Origin of the sequence: Mycolicibacterium austroafricanum, from assembly GCF_000612725.1 — a bacterium.
GTDB lineage: Bacteria > Actinomycetota > Actinomycetes > Mycobacteriales > Mycobacteriaceae > Mycobacterium > Mycobacterium austroafricanum.
Genome location: NZ_HG964454.1, coordinates 292,722 through 310,602, shown reverse-complemented (window position 1 = coordinate 310,602; position 17,881 = coordinate 292,722). Strand labels below are relative to the sequence as shown.

Annotated in this window: 13 protein-coding genes; 10 read left to right on the top strand and 3 right to left on the bottom strand. The window is 69.1% G+C overall.

Going from position 1 to position 17,881, the window contains the following annotated elements:
• Nucleotides 1-235: 235 nt before the first annotated feature.
• Genes BN976_RS18420 through BN976_RS18405 form a run of 4 tightly spaced genes read left to right on the top strand, consistent with a single transcriptional unit; the run spans nucleotide 236 to nucleotide 4,586 of the window.
• Nucleotides 236-652, top strand: coding sequence for a BlaI/MecI/CopY family transcriptional regulator (locus tag BN976_RS18420; RefSeq protein ID WP_011780294.1), 417 nt, complete (start codon nucleotides 236-238; stop codon nucleotides 650-652).
• Nucleotides 653-666: 14 nt separating this feature from the next.
• Nucleotides 667-1,602 (top strand): M56 family metallopeptidase, encoded by a 936-nt coding sequence (locus BN976_RS18415; protein WP_011780295.1) that lies wholly within the window; start codon nucleotides 667-669, stop codon nucleotides 1,600-1,602.
• Between the two features lie 55 nt (nucleotides 1,603-1,657).
• A complete protein-coding gene (gene gndA, locus BN976_RS18410) occupies nucleotides 1,658-3,127 on the top strand; it encodes an NADP-dependent phosphogluconate dehydrogenase (protein ID WP_036372790.1) in 1,470 nt (489 codons plus the stop codon).
• A 22-nt stretch (nucleotides 3,128-3,149) separates the two neighbouring features.
• Complete coding sequence (locus BN976_RS18405; RefSeq protein ID WP_036372788.1) at nucleotides 3,150-4,586, top strand: GuaB1 family IMP dehydrogenase-related protein; 1,437 nt, start codon at nucleotides 3,150-3,152, stop codon at nucleotides 4,584-4,586.
• On the opposite strand, the gene BN976_RS18400 is transcribed toward BN976_RS18405, so the two are convergent.
• From BN976_RS18400 to BN976_RS18390, 3 genes are read right to left on the bottom strand one after another with little or no spacing between them, the layout of a single operon-like run.
• Nucleotides 4,539-5,633, bottom strand: a complete 1,095-nt coding sequence (locus BN976_RS18400) for an ABC transporter ATP-binding protein (protein ID WP_036373207.1) — start codon at nucleotides 5,631-5,633, stop codon at nucleotides 4,539-4,541. The two genes, BN976_RS18405 and BN976_RS18400, sit on opposite strands and share 48 nt — an antisense overlap.
• The gene (locus BN976_RS18395) at nucleotides 5,611-7,155 is read right to left on the bottom strand and encodes an ABC transporter permease (protein WP_375167618.1); all 1,545 of its coding nucleotides are present in this window, start codon (nucleotides 7,153-7,155) and stop codon (nucleotides 5,611-5,613) included. Before BN976_RS18395 ends, BN976_RS18400 begins: the two co-directional genes overlap by 23 nt.
• A 3-nt stretch (nucleotides 7,156-7,158) precedes the next feature.
• A complete protein-coding gene (locus BN976_RS18390; protein WP_011780300.1) occupies nucleotides 7,159-8,181 on the bottom strand; it encodes an iron ABC transporter substrate-binding protein in 1,023 nt (340 codons plus the stop codon).
• Between the two features lie 356 nt (nucleotides 8,182-8,537).
• Here BN976_RS18390 and BN976_RS18385 point away from each other — a divergent pair, with 356 nt between their 5' ends.
• From BN976_RS18385 to BN976_RS18360, 6 genes are all read left to right on the top strand, one after another.
• Nucleotides 8,538-9,893 (top strand): hemolysin family protein, encoded by a 1,356-nt coding sequence (locus tag BN976_RS18385; protein ID WP_036372786.1) that lies wholly within the window; start codon nucleotides 8,538-8,540, stop codon nucleotides 9,891-9,893.
• Entirely contained in the window at nucleotides 9,886-10,947 is a 1,062-nt protein-coding gene (locus tag BN976_RS18380; protein ID WP_011780302.1) for a hemolysin family protein, read from the top strand. Before BN976_RS18385 ends, BN976_RS18380 begins: the two co-directional genes overlap by 8 nt.
• Nucleotides 10,925-11,821, top strand: a complete 897-nt coding sequence (locus tag BN976_RS18375) for a hypothetical protein (protein WP_036372784.1) — start codon at nucleotides 10,925-10,927, stop codon at nucleotides 11,819-11,821. Before BN976_RS18380 ends, BN976_RS18375 begins: the two co-directional genes overlap by 23 nt.
• Before the next feature lie 73 nt (nucleotides 11,822-11,894).
• On the top strand, nucleotides 11,895-14,099 hold the full coding sequence (locus BN976_RS18370) for a malate synthase G (RefSeq protein WP_011780304.1): 2,205 nt from the start codon (nucleotides 11,895-11,897) through the stop codon (nucleotides 14,097-14,099).
• A gap of 53 nt (nucleotides 14,100-14,152) precedes the next feature.
• The gene (locus BN976_RS18365) at nucleotides 14,153-16,075 is read left to right on the top strand and encodes a vWA domain-containing protein (protein WP_036372782.1); all 1,923 of its coding nucleotides are present in this window, start codon (nucleotides 14,153-14,155) and stop codon (nucleotides 16,073-16,075) included.
• A 51-nt stretch (nucleotides 16,076-16,126) separates the two neighbouring features.
• Entirely contained in the window at nucleotides 16,127-17,713 is a 1,587-nt protein-coding gene (locus BN976_RS18360) for a peroxidase family protein (protein ID WP_011780306.1), read from the top strand.
• Nucleotides 17,714-17,881 lie beyond the last annotated feature (168 nt).

The window sequence follows — 17,881 nt, the reverse complement described above, 5'->3', positions numbered from 1 at the left end:
TCCTTACAGCCCAGCTCTTGAGTTAGGTTAGCCTTACTATAGTCATGGGCACCCCGGCGGCCAGACCCTGTGGTCGGACTCACAGGGGTGGGCGGACGCGCCGGTGGCGCGGGTGACGTTGGCATCCGCGAGGCCATCCGTCGCAGCGGAAGGCCGGGGCCGTAATTTGGTACGACACGCGGTAGTAATCACGTAGTAGGCTTTTGACCTACTGCCAGTAGGAGATGAACGGAAGATGGCCAAGCTGACGAGGCTCGGGGAACTCGAGCGTTCCGTCATGGACCACCTGTGGTCCGCAGGCGAGCCGCAAACCGTGCGCCAGGTGCATGAAGCCCTGGCCGCCCACCGCGATCTCGCCTACACGACGATCATGACCGTGCTGCAGCGCCTCGCGAAGAAGAACCTGGTGGTGCAGCACCGCGACGACCGCGCGCACCGATACGCGCCGACCCACGGCCGCGACGAACTCGTCGCGGGGCTGATGGTGGATGCGCTCGACCAGGCCGCCGATTCGGGTAGCCGGGAGGCCGCACTCGTGCATTTCGTCGAGCGGGTCGGGGCAGATGAGGCGGCTGCATTGCGCCGCGCGCTCGCCGAGCTCGAAGACAAGCACCGCACCGGAGGACCGGCTGGCGATCCGGGTACCGCCTGAGAGACACTTACAGCGTGTCCGCGCTGGCCTTCACGATCGTCGCCCTGCTGCTGTCAGGGCCGGTGCCTGCGCTGCTGGCCAGAGCGTCATGGCCGTTGCGCGCCCCCCGCGCCGCGATCGTGCTCTGGCAGTCGATCGCGCTGGCCGCGGTGCTGTCGGCATTCTCGGCCGGGATTGCGATCGCGAGCCGGCTCTTCGTGCCCGGTCCCGACGGCAGGCCCACCGCCACCATCGTCAGTGAGATCGAGGTGCTGGGCTGGCCGCTGTGGACCGCGTACGTGGTCGTCTTCGTCCTCACCTTGATGATCGGCGCAAGGCTGATCGTGTCGGTGCTGCAGGTCGCCATCGCCACCCGCCGCCGTCGGGCCCACCACCGCATGGTGGTCGATCTGGTCGGCTCCCACGATCACCGGCACCGGTCGGGCGCCGGCCTGCGCATTCTCGACGTCGCCGAACCACTGGCCTACTGCCTGCCCGGGGTCCGCAGCCGTGTCGTGGTCAGCGAGGGTGCGCTCAAAGCGTTGTCCGACAACGAAATGGCCGCCATTCTGGAACACGAGCACGCCCACCTGCGGGCCCGCCACGACCTGGTGCTCGAGATGTTCACCGCGGTCCATGCCGCCTTCCCGCGGCTGGTCCGCAGCGGGCACGCGCTCAACGCCGTGCGGTTGCTGATCGAGTTGCTCGCCGACGACGCCGCCGTGCGGGCCGAGGGTCCGACCCCGCTGGCGCGGGCACTCGTGGCCTGCGCCTCCGGCCGGGCTCCCCGCGGCGCGCTGGCCGCCGGCGGACCGACCACGGTGGTTCGGGTGCGCCGCCTCGGCGGTGCGCCCAACAGCAGGATCCTTGCCGCCGGCGCGTACATCACCGCCGCGGCGGTACTGGTCGTGCCGACGGTCGCGCTGGCAGTGCCGTGGCTGACCGAGCTCCAGAGGCTGTTCTCGGCGTAGACGCGGCCCCGTAGATTCTGCGGTGCCGCATTCAACGAACGAAAGGGATCCGTTCATGAGCTCGTCGCAGTCCACCACGGGTACGGCGCAGATCGGTGTCACCGGCCTGGCTGTCATGGGGTCGAACATCGCCCGCAACTTCGCGCGGCACGGCTACACCGTGGCACTGCACAACCGCTCCATCGCCAAGACCGACGCGCTGCTCGCCGAGCACGGAACCGAAGGCAAGTTCGTCCGCAGCGAGACCATCGCCGAGTTCCTCGACGCGTTGGAGAAGCCGCGCCGCGTGCTGATCATGGTCAAGGCGGGCGACCCGACCGATGCGGTCATCAACGAACTCGCCGACGCCATGGAGGAAGGCGACATCATCATCGACGGCGGCAATGCCCTCTACACCGACACCATCCGTCGGGAGAAGGCGATCCGCGAGCGCGGTCTGCACTTCGTCGGCGCGGGCATCTCCGGCGGCGAAGAGGGCGCACTGAACGGACCCTCGATCATGCCCGGCGGCCCCAAGGAGTCCTACGAGTCCCTCGGCCCGCTGCTCGAGGAGATCTCCGCCCACGTCGACGGGGTGCCGTGCTGCACCCACATCGGCCCCGACGGTGCGGGCCACTTCGTCAAGATGGTGCACAACGGCATCGAGTACTCGGACATGCAGCTCATCGGCGAGGCCTACCAGCTGCTGCGCGACGGTCTCGGCAAGACCGCACCCGAGATCGCCGACGTCTTCGACGAGTGGAACTCCGGCGACCTGGACAGCTTCCTGGTCGAGATCACCGCGCAGGTGCTGCGCCAGACCGACGCCAAGACGGGCAAGCCGCTGGTCGATCTCATCCTCGACGAGGCCGAACAGAAGGGCACCGGCCGCTGGACGGTCAAGTCCGCGCTCGACCTCGGCGTGCCGGTGACCGGCATCGCCGAGGCGGTGTTCGCCCGCGCACTGTCGGGTTCCGTCGCCCAGCGCAGGGCCACCACCGGGCTGGCCTCCGGGAGGCTCGGTGAGCGCGTGCCCGCGGACGGTCAAGCCGCAGCGCAATTCGTTGAAGACATCCGCCAGGCGCTGTACGCGTCGAAGATCATCGCCTACGCCCAGGGCTTCAACCAGATCCAGGCCGGATCGGCCGAATACAACTGGGGGATCACCCCCGGCGACATGGCGACCATCTGGCGCGGCGGTTGCATCATCCGCGCCAAGTTCCTCAACCGGATCAAGGACGCCTTCGACAACGATCCGGACCTGCCCACCCTGATCGTCGACCCGTACTTCCGGGACGCGATCGAAGCCGCCGTCGACAGCTGGCGCCGCGTGGTGATCAAGGCCACCGAACTGGGCATCCCGATCCCCGGGTTCTCGTCGGCGCTGTCCTACTACGACGGGCTGCGCACCGAGCGGCTGCCCGCGGCGCTCACGCAGGGGCTTCGCGACTTCTTCGGCGCCCACACCTACGGCCGTATCGACACCGACCCCACCAGGCGGTTCCACACGCTGTGGAGCGGTGACCGCAGCGAGGTCGAGGCCTGAGTTGCGCCACTAGACTCGGGGTGTGAAGTTCCTCGATGACCAGCGGCCGCCGTACGACCTGACCTACAACGATGTGTTCGTCGTGCCGGGGCGGTCCGAGGTGTTGTCACGCTTCGACGTCGACCTGTCCACGGTCGACGGCTCGGGCACGACGATCCCGGTGGTGGTCGCCAACATGACCGCGGTCGCCGGCCGCCGGATGGCCGAGACTGTGGCCCGCCGCGGCGGCATCGTGGTGCTGCCGCAGGACCTTCCGGTGTCGGCGGTCAAGCAGACCGTGGACTTCATCAAGAGCCGGGACACGGTCGTCGACACGCCCGTGACGCTGTCGCCCGACGACTCGGTGTCCGATGCGATCGCGCTGATCCACAAGCGGGCGCACGGGGCGGCGGTCGTCCTCTTCGAGAATCGTCCGATCGGACTCGTCACCGAGGCCAGCTGCGCGGGCGTCGACCGGTTCACCCGGGTGCGCGACGTGGTGGTCTCCGATTTCGTCAGCGTCCCCGTCGGGACGGATCCGCGCAAGGTGTTCGACCTGCTCGAGCATGCCCCGGTGGACGTTGCCGTGCTGACCGAGGCCGACGGTTCGCTGGCCGGGGTGCTGACCCGCACGGGCGCCGTCCGGGCCGGCATCTACACCCCCGCCGTCGACGCCGACGGGCGACTGCGGATCGCCGCGGCGGTCGGCATCAACGGCGACGTCGGCGCCAAGGCGCGCGACCTCGCCGAGGCCGGTGTCGACGTGCTCGTGATCGACACCGCACACGGACATCAGCAGAAGATGCTCGACACCGTCGAGGCGGTGGCCGCCCTCGAGCTCGGCCTGCCGTTGGCCGCGGGCAATGTGGTGTCCGCGGAGGGCACCCGCGACCTGATCAGCGCCGGCGCCTCGATCGTCAAGGTCGGTGTCGGCCCCGGCGCCATGTGCACCACCAGGATGATGACCGGTGTCGGACGCCCGCAGTTCTCGGCTGTCGTCGAATGTGCCGCAGCCGCAAGAGAACTCGGCGGCCATGTGTGGGCCGACGGTGGTGTGCGGCACCCGCGCGACGTAGCGCTGGCGATCGCGGCGGGCGCGTCCAACGTGATGATCGGGTCATGGTTCGCGGGCACCTACGAGTCCCCCGGTGACCTGATGCGCGACCGTGACGACCAGCCGTACAAGGAGAGCTACGGGATGGCTTCCAAGCGGGCCGTGGCGGCACGCACCGCGGGCGACAGCTCCTTCGACCGGGCCCGGAAGGCGCTGTTCGAGGAGGGCATCTCGTCCTCGCGGATGTACCTCGACCCGGTGCGCGGCGGCGTCGAGGACCTCATCGACCACATCACCTCCGGTGTCCGCAGCACCTGCACCTACGTCGGGGCGACGACGCTGTCGGAGCTGCACGAGAAGGCCGTGGTCGGGGTGCAGTCAGCTGCCGGCTTCGCCGAGGGGCACCCGTTGCCCACTGGTTGGTGACGGGTAGGCCAGCACGTCGCCGGCGACCTCGATGGTGACCGGCGACCCGTCGTCCAGCCCGGTCGGGACCGGGCTGCGCAGCCGTAACGCGGTGCCGTCGGTGAGCGCGACGTGCACCACGGTGTCGGCGCCGTAGAACCGCCGCGCGGTCACCCGCCCGGGCGTCCCGGACAGGCCGGTTCCGAATCGCAGCTGCTCGGGCCGCAGCGCCACCACGGCCGGACCGTCGGCCACCGGCCCGCGGGTGCGCAGCGGTCCGAGCGACGTGTGGACCGTCCCCGCGTCCGCGGTGCCCGCGATCTCGACTGTGCTGCCGATGAACCGGGCGTTGGCCAGCGTTCCGGGGCGCTCGTAGAGGTCGGCCGGGGTGCCGTGCTGGGCGATGACGCCGTCGATCAGCAGTGCCACCGAGTCGGCCAGCGACAGCGCTTCGGACTGGTCGTGGGTGACCAGCAGAGCGGTGGTGCCGGTGTCACGCAGGATGGTGGCGATGTCCTCGCGGACACGGACCCGCAGTCCGGCGTCCAGCGCGGCGAAGGGTTCGTCGAGCAGGAGCACCCTGGGCCGGGCGGCAAGTGCCCGGGCCAGCGCCACCCGCTGTTGCTGCCCGCCGGAGATCTCGTGGGGGCGGGCGTCGGCCAACCCTTCCAGCCCGACGACGTCCAGCCAGTGCGCGACCTGGGCGCAGGCTGTCGCCCGGTCGGCCCGGCCGAGCCCGAACGCGACGTTCTCCCCCACACTCAGGTGCGGGAACAGCGCCCCTTCCTGCGGCATCAGGCCCACCCTGCGACGGTGCACCGGCACGGCCGCGCCGTCGCCCGCGACCGTCTCCCCCGCGATGCGCACCGTTCCGGAATCGGGGTTCTCGAAGCCGGCCAGGATGCGCAGCAGCGTGGTCTTGCCGCAACCCGACGGGCCGAGGACCGCGGTGATCGACCCTGCGGCCATCTCCAGGTCGACACCGCAGAGGACCGTGCGACCCGCGAAGGCCTTGTGGATGCCGCGGGCGCTGACGGCGGCGGCGTCAGTCACTGCGCACCCCGGCATCGTCGGTGCCCCACATCCCGAGCACCGCGGTGGGCACCGCGGCGAACAGCAGCAGCGCCGCCGCATAGGGCGCCGCGGCGGCGTAGTCGCTGACCGAGCTGTAGCCCCACAGCCGGGTGGCCAGGGTGTCGGTGCCCGTCGGGTGCAGCAACAGCGTCACCGGAAGCTCTTTCATGCAGGTCAACAGCACCAGAGCCGCCCCGGCCGCGATACCGGGCAAAGCGACCCGGGCCGTCACGGCACCGAATGCCCGCACCGGGGGGCGACCCAACGACCGCGCCACCTCCTCAAGCCGGATCGGGGCGGCCTCCACCGCGGCGCGGATCGAGCCGATTGCCATGGGCACGAACAGCACCGTATAGGCGAGGATCAGCAGCGGCTCACGCTGGTAGATCGGTCGCAGCAGCAGCACGCCCAGCGAGACCATCGAGATCGCGATGACGATCGCCGGAAGCCCGTGTGCCACATAGCTCGCGCCTTCCAGGGTCCTCGTCGCCCGGTCGCGGTGACGTGCGGCCAGCACGCCCAGAGGCAGCGCCGCCGCCGTGGACACCACCGCGGCCGCGGCCGACAGCCAGACCGTCGAACCCAGCGCGTCGAGCCATTCCGCCACGTCCCAGCGGGGTCCGGCGGTGAGCAGCCAGCCCGCCAGCTCCACGGTGGGGACCGCGACGGCGGCGGCCAACACCGCGGCAGGCACCAGCAGCGCGAGGGGGCTCCACGGGCCGAGCCGGTTCAGCGGCGCGGGACGGGGGCTGCCACCACCGATGCGTGAGGCTGCCGCCCGGCCGCGCGCGCGATGCTCGGCCACCACCAGCGCGACCGCGAACAACATCAGCACGAGAGAGAGCACAGCCGCCCGCGACGGGTTGAAGCCCGAGCGGTATGCCCCGTAGATGACCCAGGTGAACGCCTCGAACCGCATCGCCGCGACGGCCCCGAAATCGCTGAGCACGTACAGCGCCACCAGCAGTGCGCCTGCCGCGATCGCCGGCCGCGCCTGCCGCAGCGTCACCCGGAACAGCACCGCCACGCCCCCCAACCCAAGCGAGCGGGCGACCTCCTCCTGGGCGGGGTCCACCCGTGCCAGCGCCGCCATGGTGGTCAGCAGCACCAACGGGTAGCTGACCAGGGTGAGCACCAGCGCGGCGCCCCAGAAGCCGGTGATGGTCGGATATGCCGACACCCACAGGTAGGCGAGCAGATAGCTCGGCATCGCCAGCGGCAGCGTCAACGAGACGGCGAGGGCGCGCCTGCCCCTGAGATTGGTCCGCGTGACCAGCACCGCGAGCCCCACGCCGAGAACGACGCAGGCGGCGGTGACGACGGCCACCAGCAGCAGGGACCGGCCGACGAGCGCAGCGGTGCGCGGCTGCAACAGTTCGTCGAAGACGAACGGCCAGCCGCGTCCGAGCGCACGCTCGACCAGGTAGACCAGTGGGATGAGGGTGCCCGCCGCCACCAGTGCGGCGGGTAGCAGCAGCAGCGCCGGCGGGCGGGAACGGGCCGTGATGACCGGCACCCGTCAGTTCGTCAGCAGGCCGGTCTTGACCAGCAGCTCCTGGGTGGCCTCGATGTCGTCGAGCTGCGAGAGGTCGACCGCCGGTGGCGCAAGGTCGGCCAGGGCAGGCATCTCCGCCGACGGCGGCACCGACGCGAGGAGTGGGTACTCGGCGGTCTCCTGGGCGAAGTACTTCTGTGCCGACTCCCCGACCAGGTACTTCGCGAACTCCTGCGCGCCCTCCGGGTTGGGCGCGGCCTTCAGGACGCCCACCCCGGCGACGTTGATCAGACCGCCGGGATCTCCCGGGGCCATGAACTTGTTCTCGGCGACCACCGCGTCGGGACCCTTGGAGTTGATCAGCTCGTAGAGGTAGTAGTGGTTCACCAGGCCCAGCGGGATCTGTCCCGAGTTGACGGCGTCGCGGACCGCGACGTTGTTCTCGAACGCCTGGGGATCCTGGTCCTTGAACGCCCGCAACCACCGCTCGGCGCCGTCGTCGCCACGCAGCACGCGAAGGCCGGTCACGAAGGCCTGCCAGGACGCGTTGCTCGGCGCGAATCCGATCTTGCCCTTCCACTCCGGCGCCAGCAGGCCGTCGATGGTGTCCGGCGGGTTCGGCGCCAGGGTCGGGTTGTAGACGATGACCCGCGCGCGCCCTGACACGCCCACCCAGGTGCCGTCCGCGGCGGAGTACTGCGCGGGCACCGCGGCCAGCGTGTCGGGACTGATGGGGGCGAAGAGTCCGGCCTTGGAGACGGCGCCGAGCGCGCCGGCGTCCTGGGACAGGAACACGTCCGCGGGGGATTTGTCACCCTCGGTGATCAGCTGGGCGGCCAGCTCGCCGGAACCGGCGTAGCGCGCTTCGACCTCGATGCCGGTGTCGGCGGTGAACTGCTCGATCAACGGCGCGATGAGCGCTTCACTGCGGCCGGCGTAGACGACGATCTTGTCGGCGTCCTCGGACTGTGACCCTGACCCGCATGCGGTGAGTGCCAGCATCGCCGTGATCACTGCGAGTACGCCGGCAAATCGCGAGTTCGACATCGGTGGTGGACTCCGTCTTTCCGTGCACGGCGATCCTGCGCGGCGCGCCTGACTGATGTAGGCAAACCTACCATTACTCGCTCTGGCGACTTCCCGTCCCGGCGGCCGGCACGGGCCACTGCCCGGTTCGGCTAACATGTGTTGACCATCAGACGAATTCGCGCGCGCCACGCTGCCGCGAACCGTCCGCACCGAGACGAAAGGGACCAGGTGCCGCAGGCACTGGATGGAGGCCCATCCGAGCCGGCGATACACGCCGAGCGGTCTGACCACGAGCCCCCCGAGGCCGAGCCCTCCTCTAGTCGGCCGGGCTCACAGCCCGGCTTCTCTACTGCCCTCCCGTCGGGAACACCGCGATGAGCAGCACATTGTCGTTGCTGGCGTTGTTGGCGTTCATGCTGCTCACCGCGGGAACCGCGGTGTTCGTCGCCGCGGAGTTCTCCCTGACCGCGCTCGAACGCAGCACCGTCGAGGCCAACGTCCGCTCAGGGGACCGCCGCGATGTGATGGTGCAGCGTGCCCACCGCACGCTGTCGACGCAGTTGTCCGGAGCGCAGGTCGGCATCTCCATCACCACGCTGGCCACCGGTTTCCTGGCCGAACCCGTCGTCGCCCGGCTGATCCACCCCGGCCTGACCGCCATCGGGATCCCGGACCGGTTCGTCGGCGGTCTGGCGTTGACCCTCGCCATCCTGATCGCCACCTCGATCTCGATGGTGTTCGGCGAGCTGGTGCCCAAGAACCTCGCGGTGGCCCGCCCGGTGCCGACCGCGCGGTGGTCGGCACCGCTGCAGCTGATGTTCTCGTTCCTGTTCACGCCCCTGATCCGGCTGACCAACGGCACCGCGAACTGGATCCTGCGGCGGCTCGGCATCGAACCGGCCGAGGAACTGCGCTCGGCACGCTCACCCCAGGAGCTGGTGTCGCTGGTGCGGTCCTCGGCCGAACGCGGATCGCTGGACCCGGTCACGGCGCTGCTGGTGGACCGCTCCCTGCAGTTCGGCGACCGCTCCGCCGAAGAGCTGATGACGCCGCGGTCCAAGATCGACACGCTGGAGGCCGACGACACGGTCGCCGACCTCAGCGACGCCGCGACCCGAACGGGCCACTCCCGCTTCCCCGTCATCCGCGGTGACCTCGACGAAACCGTCGGCATGGTGCACGTCAAACAGGTGTTCGCCGTGCCGGCCGACGCCCGCGCGACAACCAGGCTGGCCACCCTGGTCCAGCCCGTCACCAAGGTGCCTTCGACGCTCGACGGGGATGCGGTGATGTCGGAGGTGCGCGCCAACGGTCTGCAGACCGCGTTGGTGGTCGACGAATACGGCGGCACCGCGGGCATGGTGACGGTCGAGGATCTGATCGAGGAGATCGTCGGCGATGTGCGCGACGAACACGACGTCGAACCGCCCGACGTGGTGCAGGCCGGCCGCGGCTGGCAGGTCTCCGGTCTGCTGCGCATCGACGAGGTGGCTCAGGGCACCGAGTTCCGGGCACCTGAAGGCGACTACGAAACCATCGGCGGTCTGGTGCTGGAGAAGCTCGGCCACATACCGGAGGAAGGCGAGTCGGTGGAGCTGATCGCCTTCGACCCGGACGGCCCGATCGAGGATCCGGTGCACTGGCTGGCGACCGTGGTCAAGATGGACGGCCGCCGCATCGACCAGCTGCGGCTGACCGAACTCGGCCGCAAGGGAGACAGCCGTGGGTGACGTCTTCGGTGTGCTGCTGACCTTCGTGCTGCTGGGCGCCAACGCGTTCTTCGTGGCCTCGGAGTTCGCGCTCATCTCCGCGCGCCGCGACCGGCTGGAGGCGTTGGCGGAGCAGGGCAAGTCCAGCGCGGTGACCGTGATCAGGGCCGGCGAGAACCTCTCGCTGATGCTCGCCGGTTCCCAGCTCGGCATCACGGTGTGCTCGATCCTGTTGGGTCGCGTCGCCGAGCCTGCGGTGGCCCACCTGCTGGAGAAGCCGTTCGGGCTGGTGGGCATCCCGGACGCGGTGCTGCACACGGTGTCGTTCCTGGTGGCGCTGTCCATCGTGGTGACGTTGCACGTGCTGCTCGGCGAGATGGTCCCGAAGAACATCGCCATCGCCGGGCCCGAGTCCACGGCGATGCTGCTGATCCCGGTCTACCTCGTGTACATCCGGATGGCGCGCCCGTTCATCGCGTTCTACAACTGGTGCGCCAACGCGACGCTGCGTGCCTTCGGCGTCGAACCCAAGGACGAACTCGACGTCACCGTCTCGACCGTGGAACTGTCCGAGATGATCGCCGAATCGCTCTCCGAGGGCCTGCTCGACCCCGAGGAACACACCCGGCTGACCCGGGCCCTGCAGATCCGGAACCGGGTGGTCAACGACGTCGCCATGCCGCTGCACCAGATCCGCGCCGTACCGGTGGCCCAGGAGGGTGCGGGCCCGACCGTCGGCGCGCTGGAGGAAGCCCTCAAGGAGACCGGATACTCCCGCTTCCCGGTCGCCGACCCCACCGGCGCCTACATCGGATACCTGCACATCAAAGATGTGCTGCCGCTGGTCGCCGGCGACTCGGGCGGCACCGCGGTGATCGAGACGTCGATGGTCAGACCATTGCCGCGGGTGCCCGCCTCGCTGCCGCTGCCCGACGCGCTGACCCGGCTGCGGCGCACCAACAGCCACCTGGCGCTGGTCACCGCCGGCGACGGCACCCCCACCGCGATGGTGGCATTGGAAGACCTGGTCGAGGACCTGGTGGGAACCGTCCGTGACAGCACACACCGCATCTGAGTTCCGCACCCGACTGTCGGAGGCCGACTGGCTCGACCGTGCCGCCGGGCACCGCCGCCGCGCCGACGGCTTCCTGGCGCCGCATCTGCAGCGCCGCCGGGCCGGTCAGGCTCATCCGGTCCACGACTTCCTGTTCACCTACTACAGCGTGCGACCTGGTCAGCTGCGGGTCTGGCATCCCGGCCACGGTGTCTTCCTCGACGGCGCAGCGGCGGCGTGCTATCTCGGCCGGGCCGGTTACGTACGCCGGGACGGCGGGGTGACCGTCGGCGGAGACTATCTGCACAGCCGCATGTCCACTGTGAGCTTCATCGCCGATCTGCTGCGCGCCACCGCATCCCGCCCGGCCAGGTTCAACTGCTTCGGGATGCATGAATGGGCAATGGTCTACCGGGCCCCGACGGTGCGTCACAGCGGCGTTCCGCTGCGCCTCGGGTCTGACGGAACCGATGCGGTGGTCGAGTCAATGCCGTTGCGCTGCAGCCACTTCGATGCATATCGGTTCTTCACCGAGCCGGCCGTCGACCGCAACGCCCAGCAGCTGACCCGCCAGAGCCAGATCGCCTTCGAGCAACCGGGATGCGTGCACGCGGGAATGGATCTCTACAAGTGGGCGGTCAAGTTGGGGCCGCTGATCGAATCCGGGCTGGTGCTGGACTGTCTCGAGCTCGCCGCGGACGCCCGGGTTCTCGACATGCGGGCCAGCCCCTACGACCTGCGCGCCTTCGGTTTCGAGCCGATCGCCGTCGAAACGCCTGCTGGCAGGCGCGAATACACGCGCGCGCAGGAGGCGATCAGTGCGCGCGCGGCACCGCTGCGAACCCGGCTGCTACAGCACTGCGAAGCGCTGCGGGACACCGCCACCGCGGATTAGCCCTGCTACCGGTGGGTAAGCTGGTTCCCCGAAAGTGCAGGCGGCAGGCGCATGCGCAGGCGAGGGAGGAATCATGACCGATCGCGTGACGGTGGGTAACCTGCGCGTCGCCCCCGTGTTGTACGACTTCATCAACAACGAGGCGCTGCCCGGCACCGACATCGACCCCGACACGTTCTGGTCCGGCGTCGACAAGGTCGTCGCCGACCTGACCCCACGGAACCAGGATCTGCTGGCCCGCCGCGACGATCTGCAGGCGCAGATCGACAGGTGGCACCGGGCGCGGGTGATCGGCGGCTTCGAGCCCGAGGACTACAAGCAGTTCCTCACCGACATCGGCTATCTGGAACCCGAGCCGGCCGACTTCTCGATCACCACCGCGGGCGTCGACGACGAGATCACCACCACCGCCGGACCGCAGCTGGTGGTGCCGATCCTCAACGCGCGTTTCGCGCTCAACGCGGCCAACGCTCGGTGGGGCTCGCTGTACGACGCGCTGTACGGCACCGACGTCATCTCCGACGAGGGCGGCGCCGAGGCGGGAAGCGGATACAACCCGGTGCGCGGCGACAAGGTCATCGCCTACGCCCGACGCTTCCTCGACGGCGCGGTTCCGCTGGCGTCGGGTTCGTGGTCCGACATCACCGGGCTGAAGCTGGACGAGGGTCAGCTCGCCGCCACGCTGGACGACGGCGGGACCGTGGGCCTGGGCACGCCCGAACAGTTCGTCGGCTACCTCGGTGACGCCGAGGCGCCGACGGCCGTGCTCCTGGTCAACAACGGCCTGCACATCGAGATCCTGATCGACGCCGAGGCCCCCATCGGCGCGACGGACAAGGCCGGCATCAAGGACGTCGTGCTGGAGTCCGCGATCACCACGATCATGGACTTCGAGGACTCCGTCGCCGCGGTCGACGCCGACGACAAGGTGCTCGGCTACCGAAACTGGCTCGGCCTCAACCGCGGCGACCTCGCCGAAGAGGTCAGCAAGGGCGGCAAGACGTTCACCCGCGTGCTGAACTCCGACCGCACCTACACTGCGGCGAATCCCGGCCCGGACGGCGCGACTGAGCTCACCCTGCCCGGCCGCAGCCTGTTGTTCGTGCGCAACGTCGGCCACCTGATGACCAACGACGCGATCGTGGATGCCCAAGGGAACGAGATTCCCGAGGGCATCCAGGACGCGCTGTTCACCAGCCTGATCGGTATCCACGGCCTGCGCACCGGTGACGGCAACGGGCCGCTGGTCAACAGCCGCACCGGTTCGATCTACATCGTCAAGCCCAAGATGCACGGCCCCGACGAGGTGGCCTTCACCTGCGAGTTGTTCAGCCGGGTGGAGGACGTCCTCGGCCTGCCGCAGAACACCCTCAAGGTCGGCATCATGGATGAGGAGCGCCGCACCACGCTCAACCTCAAGGCGTGCATCAAGGCCGCCGCCGACCGGGTGGTGTTCATCAACACCGGTTTCCTGGACCGCACCGGCGACGAGATCCACACCTCGATGGACGCAGGCCCGATGATCCGCAAGGGCGCGATGAAGTCCACCGAGTGGATCGCCGCCTACGAGAACCAGAACGTCGACATCGGCCTGGAGACCGGGTTCTCCGGCAGGGCCCAGATCGGCAAGGGTATGTGGGCGATGACCGACCTGATGGCCGACATGGTCGAGCAGAAGATCGGTCAGCCCAGGGCCGGCGCCACCACCGCGTGGGTGCCGTCGCCGACCGCGGCCACGCTGCACGCCATGCACTATCACGAGGTGGACGTCTTCGCGGTGCACAACGAGCTGGCGGGCACCCGACGGGGCACGGTGGATCAACTGCTGACCATTCCGTTGGCCAAGGAGCTGGCCTGGGCGCCCGAAGAGATCCGGGAAGAGGTCGACAACAACTGCCAGTCGATCCTCGGTTACGTGGTGCGGTGGATCGACGCCGGTGTGGGCTGCTCGAAGGTTCCCGACATCCATGACGTCGCGCTGATGGAGGACCGGGCCACGCTGCGTATCTCCAGTCAACTGCTGGCCAACTGGCTGCGCCACGGTGTCATCACCGAGGAGGATGTCAAGGCGAGCCTGCGCCGGATGGCCGCGGTCGTGGACGAGCAGAACGCTGCGGATCCGGACTTCCGGCCGATGGCACCCGATCCGGACGGCAGCATCGCATTCCAGGCGGCCCAGGAGCTGATCCTGTCCGGCGCCGATCAGCCCAACGGCTACACCGAGCCGATCCTGCACCGCAGGCGCAGGGAGTTCAAGGCGGCTAGTAACGTTGGCTGACGTGCGCTTGGGACGAGGCCTGGGACAGGGCAAAGGACAGGGCATAGGACGGCATGGGAAGGCATAGCCTCCCCGACCCCGACGAGTCGGACCAGTCCGGCTCGCCCGCAAGGGGTTTCGGCGACTTCGGCGAATCCGCTGACTCCGGTGAGTTTGGCGGCTTCCGAGCCTCCGATACACCCGGCTCCCCGACCGCACCCCGGTCGGGTCCGCAGCACAGCGGTGGCTGGGAGGGCGGCGAATGGACCGGCAGCCACCGGGCGGTGACACCGGGCCGGCGCAAGGTGAGCCTCGGCGTGATCGTTGCCCTGGTCGCCGTCGTCGTGGTGGTGGCCACCGTCATCGTCTGGCGTTTCGTCGGTGACGCGTTGTCCGGGCGCTCCGATGTAGCGGCCGCGCGGTGTGTGGAGGGCGAGGTCGCCGTCGCCGTCGTCGCTGATCCCGCGATCGCCGAGCCGGTCGCTGCGCTCGCCGAGCGGTACAACGAGACAGCCGCCCCTGTCGGCGACCGCTGCGTGAAGGTGGGCGTGAAGTCCGCCGATTCCGACCAGGTGCTCAACGGTTTCTCCGGACAATGGCCCGGCGATCTCGGTGAACGTCCGGCGCTGTGGATTCCGGCGAGTTCGGTGTCGGGCGCCCGGCTCGAGGCGGCGACTGGAGCCGAGACGGTCAGCGACAGCCGCTCGCTGGTGACCTCGCCCGTCGTGCTCGCCGTCGCGCCTGCGCTCAAAGATGCTCTGGGTCAACAGAACTGGGGCACGCTTCCGAGGCTGCAAACCGATCCCGCCGCGCTGGACGGCCTCGGCCTGCAGGGGTGGGGTGGGCTGCGTCTGGCGCTGCCGCTCGGCGACGACAGCGATGCCTCCTATCTGGCGGCCGAGGCGATCGCCGCCGCCGCGGCACCCTCGGGGGCACCGGCCAGTGCAGGTCTCGGCGCGGTCAGCACGGTGATGTCGGGTGCGCCGGAGCTGGCCGACCCCAATGCGGGCACGGCCATCGATGCCCTGGTCGGCGCCGCCGACCAGGCCGCCGCACCCGTGCACGCGGTGGTGACCACCGAGCAGCGGGTGTTCCAGCGCGCATCCTCGCTGCCCGACTCGAAGGACAAACTGGCCGCCTGGATTCCACCGGGACCGACGGCGACCGCCGACTTCCCCACCGTGTTGCTGGCCGGGGACTGGCTGTCCCAGGAACAGGTCACCGCGGCCAGCGAGTTCGCCCGGTTCATGCGCAAGCCCGAACAGCTGGGCGAGTTGGCCAAGGCGGGCTTCCGGGTGGAGGGCACGGCGCCTCCGGCCAGTGACGTCGTCGACTTCGCGCCGGTGTCCGCTCCTCTGGAGGTCGGGGACAACGCGCTGCGGTCCACGATCGCGGAGACGCTGGCCACTCCGGTGGGAAGCCCGACGGTGACCGTCATGCTCGACCAGTCGATGCCCGTCGAAGAGGGCGGGGCCTCGCGGTTGCAGAACGTCATCGACGCCCTCAAGGCCCGCATCGCGGTGCTCCCTGCCGATTCCGGGGTCGGGCTGTGGACGTTCGACGGTGTCCAGGGACGCTCGGCGGTCAGCGTCGGACCGCTGTCGGAGCCGGTGGACGGCGCGCCGCGCAAGGAAGCGCTCACCGCGGCACTGGACTCGCAGTCCCCGTCCGGCGGCGGCGCGGTGTCGTTCACCACGCTGCGCCTGGTCTACACCGACGCGTCGACGAAATACCGTGAGGGCCAGAAGAATTCGGTCCTGGTGATCACCACCGGGCCACACACCGACCAGTCGCTGGGAGCCGCGGGCCTGCAGGACTACATCCGCGGCGCCTTCAACCGGGACCGCCCGGTGGCGGTCAACGTGATCGATTTCGGTGACGACTCCGATCGGGCCACCTGGGAGTCCGTCGCCCAGATCACCGGTGGCAACTACCAGAACCTCGGCACCTCGGCGTCCCCGGAACTGGCGGCGGCCATCTCGTCGATGTTGTCCTGAGAATCGCCCGAGCCTGCCACAGCCGGGGCCCGCAGACGTATATTTACGCTCGTGGCCGGGGGGTTCTGGCGCAAGTACGGCGTCAAGAACGGCGTGCGTGTCGCGCTGACGACGCACGGCAGACGCATCTGGCTGGCGCTGCGCCGCACGCCGAAGGTGAACTCGCTCGTCAACCGGTGGCTGATCAACGGGGCCGTCTACACGATGAAGACCCGGCCGGGGGCGTTGAGCACCCTCGGCGACTACACGTCGTGGGAATCGCTGAGGGACCGCACCTGGAATCGCCGCTATCTCAGGGCCGATCCCGGCCTGATCGTCGACGGCAGGCCGCCGGTCGCCGCCGTCGCGCAACTGTTCGCCCGACCCGACGGGCACAACATCGTCTCCGAGAAGTCGACGCTGCTCTTCCCGCTGTTCGCGCAGTGGTTCGTCGACGGTTTCCTGCGGACCGATCCGACGAACCCGCTGAAAAACACGTCCACCCACGACATCGATCTGAGCCAGCTCTACGGCCAGACCAGGGCCGTCACCGACATGCTCCGCGGTGACCACGGGCTGCTGCTGACCTCCGATGTCGACGGGCACGAGTTTCCGCCGTACTACTTTCGGGACGGGGCCGTCGACGAGCGCTTCGAGCGCCTGGAGCTGGTATCCGGGGATGATCCCAAGACCACGGAGATCGAGAAGATCACAGAGGAGTTGAAGCCGCATCTGTTCGCGCTCGGCATCCGCCGCGGGAACATCCACTACGGCTTCGTGATGATGAGCACCCTGTTCCTGCGGGAACACAACCGCGTCGCGCGGCTGATCGGCAGGCAGAACCCGTGCTTCAGCTCGGACCAGGTGTTCGAGACCACGCGCAACACCATGATCGTGCTGTTGATCAAGATCGTCATCGAGGAGTACATCAACCACATCACGCCGATCAAGTTCCCGCTGTTCGTCGAGCCCGGTCTCGGTGCGCAGGAACGGTGGTTCCGGCAGAACTGGATGTCGACCGAGTTCAACCTGCTCTACCGCTGGCACAGCCTGATCCCCACGAAGGTGCGCGTCGGAGGGCAGCGGAGACCGTTTTCCGAATTGCAGTGGGACACCCGCCCGGTCACCACCCACGGCCTGGCGAAGCTGTTCGACGAAGCGTCCCGTCAGCCGTGCAGCACGATCAGCCTGCTCAACACCGACCCGTTCATGCTGCCGATCGAGGCGAAGTCGATCGAGGTGGGCCGCGCGGCGAAGCTGGCCTCCTACAACGACTACCGCCACAGCTGCGGCTATCCCCGGCTGCGTTCGTTCGAGGATCTGTCGGCCAAACGGGACGTGCGCGACGCGCTGCGGGCCTGCTACGGCGACGACATCGACAAAGTGGAGTTCTTCCCGGGACTGTTCGCCGAGGACGTCCGCCAGAACGCCACACTGCCGCCGCTGATGGCGACGATGGTCGCGGTCGACGCGTTCTCCCAGGCGCTCACCAATCCCCTGCTGGACCCGAACCTGCACACGCCGGACACCTTCTCGCGCGCCGGCATGGACGTCATCGAATCCACGACGTCGCTGTCTGACATCGTGAAGCGCAACATCGACGGCGAGTCGGTGGACCCATTTGTCTCGCTGGCACGCGAGAATTGGGGGGATTCGTGATCTATCGCTTTGCTGCACACCCGCGCTGCGTCGGTCACGAACCGGACGCACACGGGCATTGAGCAGGCGCCCAGCAAACGACGTTCCGATGGCAGCCAGTCAGCGCAGGATAGGGTCACTTCGCTGACGAGATTGCCTGCGGCGGGCACCACTGGTATGACGGCGTTA

Coding starts and splice junctions, on each gene's coding strand:
- BN976_RS18390 (WP_011780300.1), bottom strand. CDS start 8,181: ATGTCGAACTCGCGATTTGCCGGCGTACTCGCAGTGATCACGGCGATG.
- BN976_RS18370 (WP_011780304.1), top strand. CDS start 11,895: ATGACCGATCGCGTGACGGTGGGTAACCTGCGCGTCGCCCCCGTGTTG.
- gndA (WP_036372790.1), top strand. CDS start 1,658: ATGAGCTCGTCGCAGTCCACCACGGGTACGGCGCAGATCGGTGTCACC.
- BN976_RS18365 (WP_036372782.1), top strand. CDS start 14,153: ATGGGAAGGCATAGCCTCCCCGACCCCGACGAGTCGGACCAGTCCGGC.
- BN976_RS18420 (WP_011780294.1), top strand. CDS start 236: ATGGCCAAGCTGACGAGGCTCGGGGAACTCGAGCGTTCCGTCATGGAC.
- BN976_RS18400 (WP_036373207.1), bottom strand. CDS start 5,633: ATGCCGGGGTGCGCAGTGACTGACGCCGCCGCCGTCAGCGCCCGCGGC.
- BN976_RS18385 (WP_036372786.1), top strand. CDS start 8,538: ATGAGCAGCACATTGTCGTTGCTGGCGTTGTTGGCGTTCATGCTGCTC.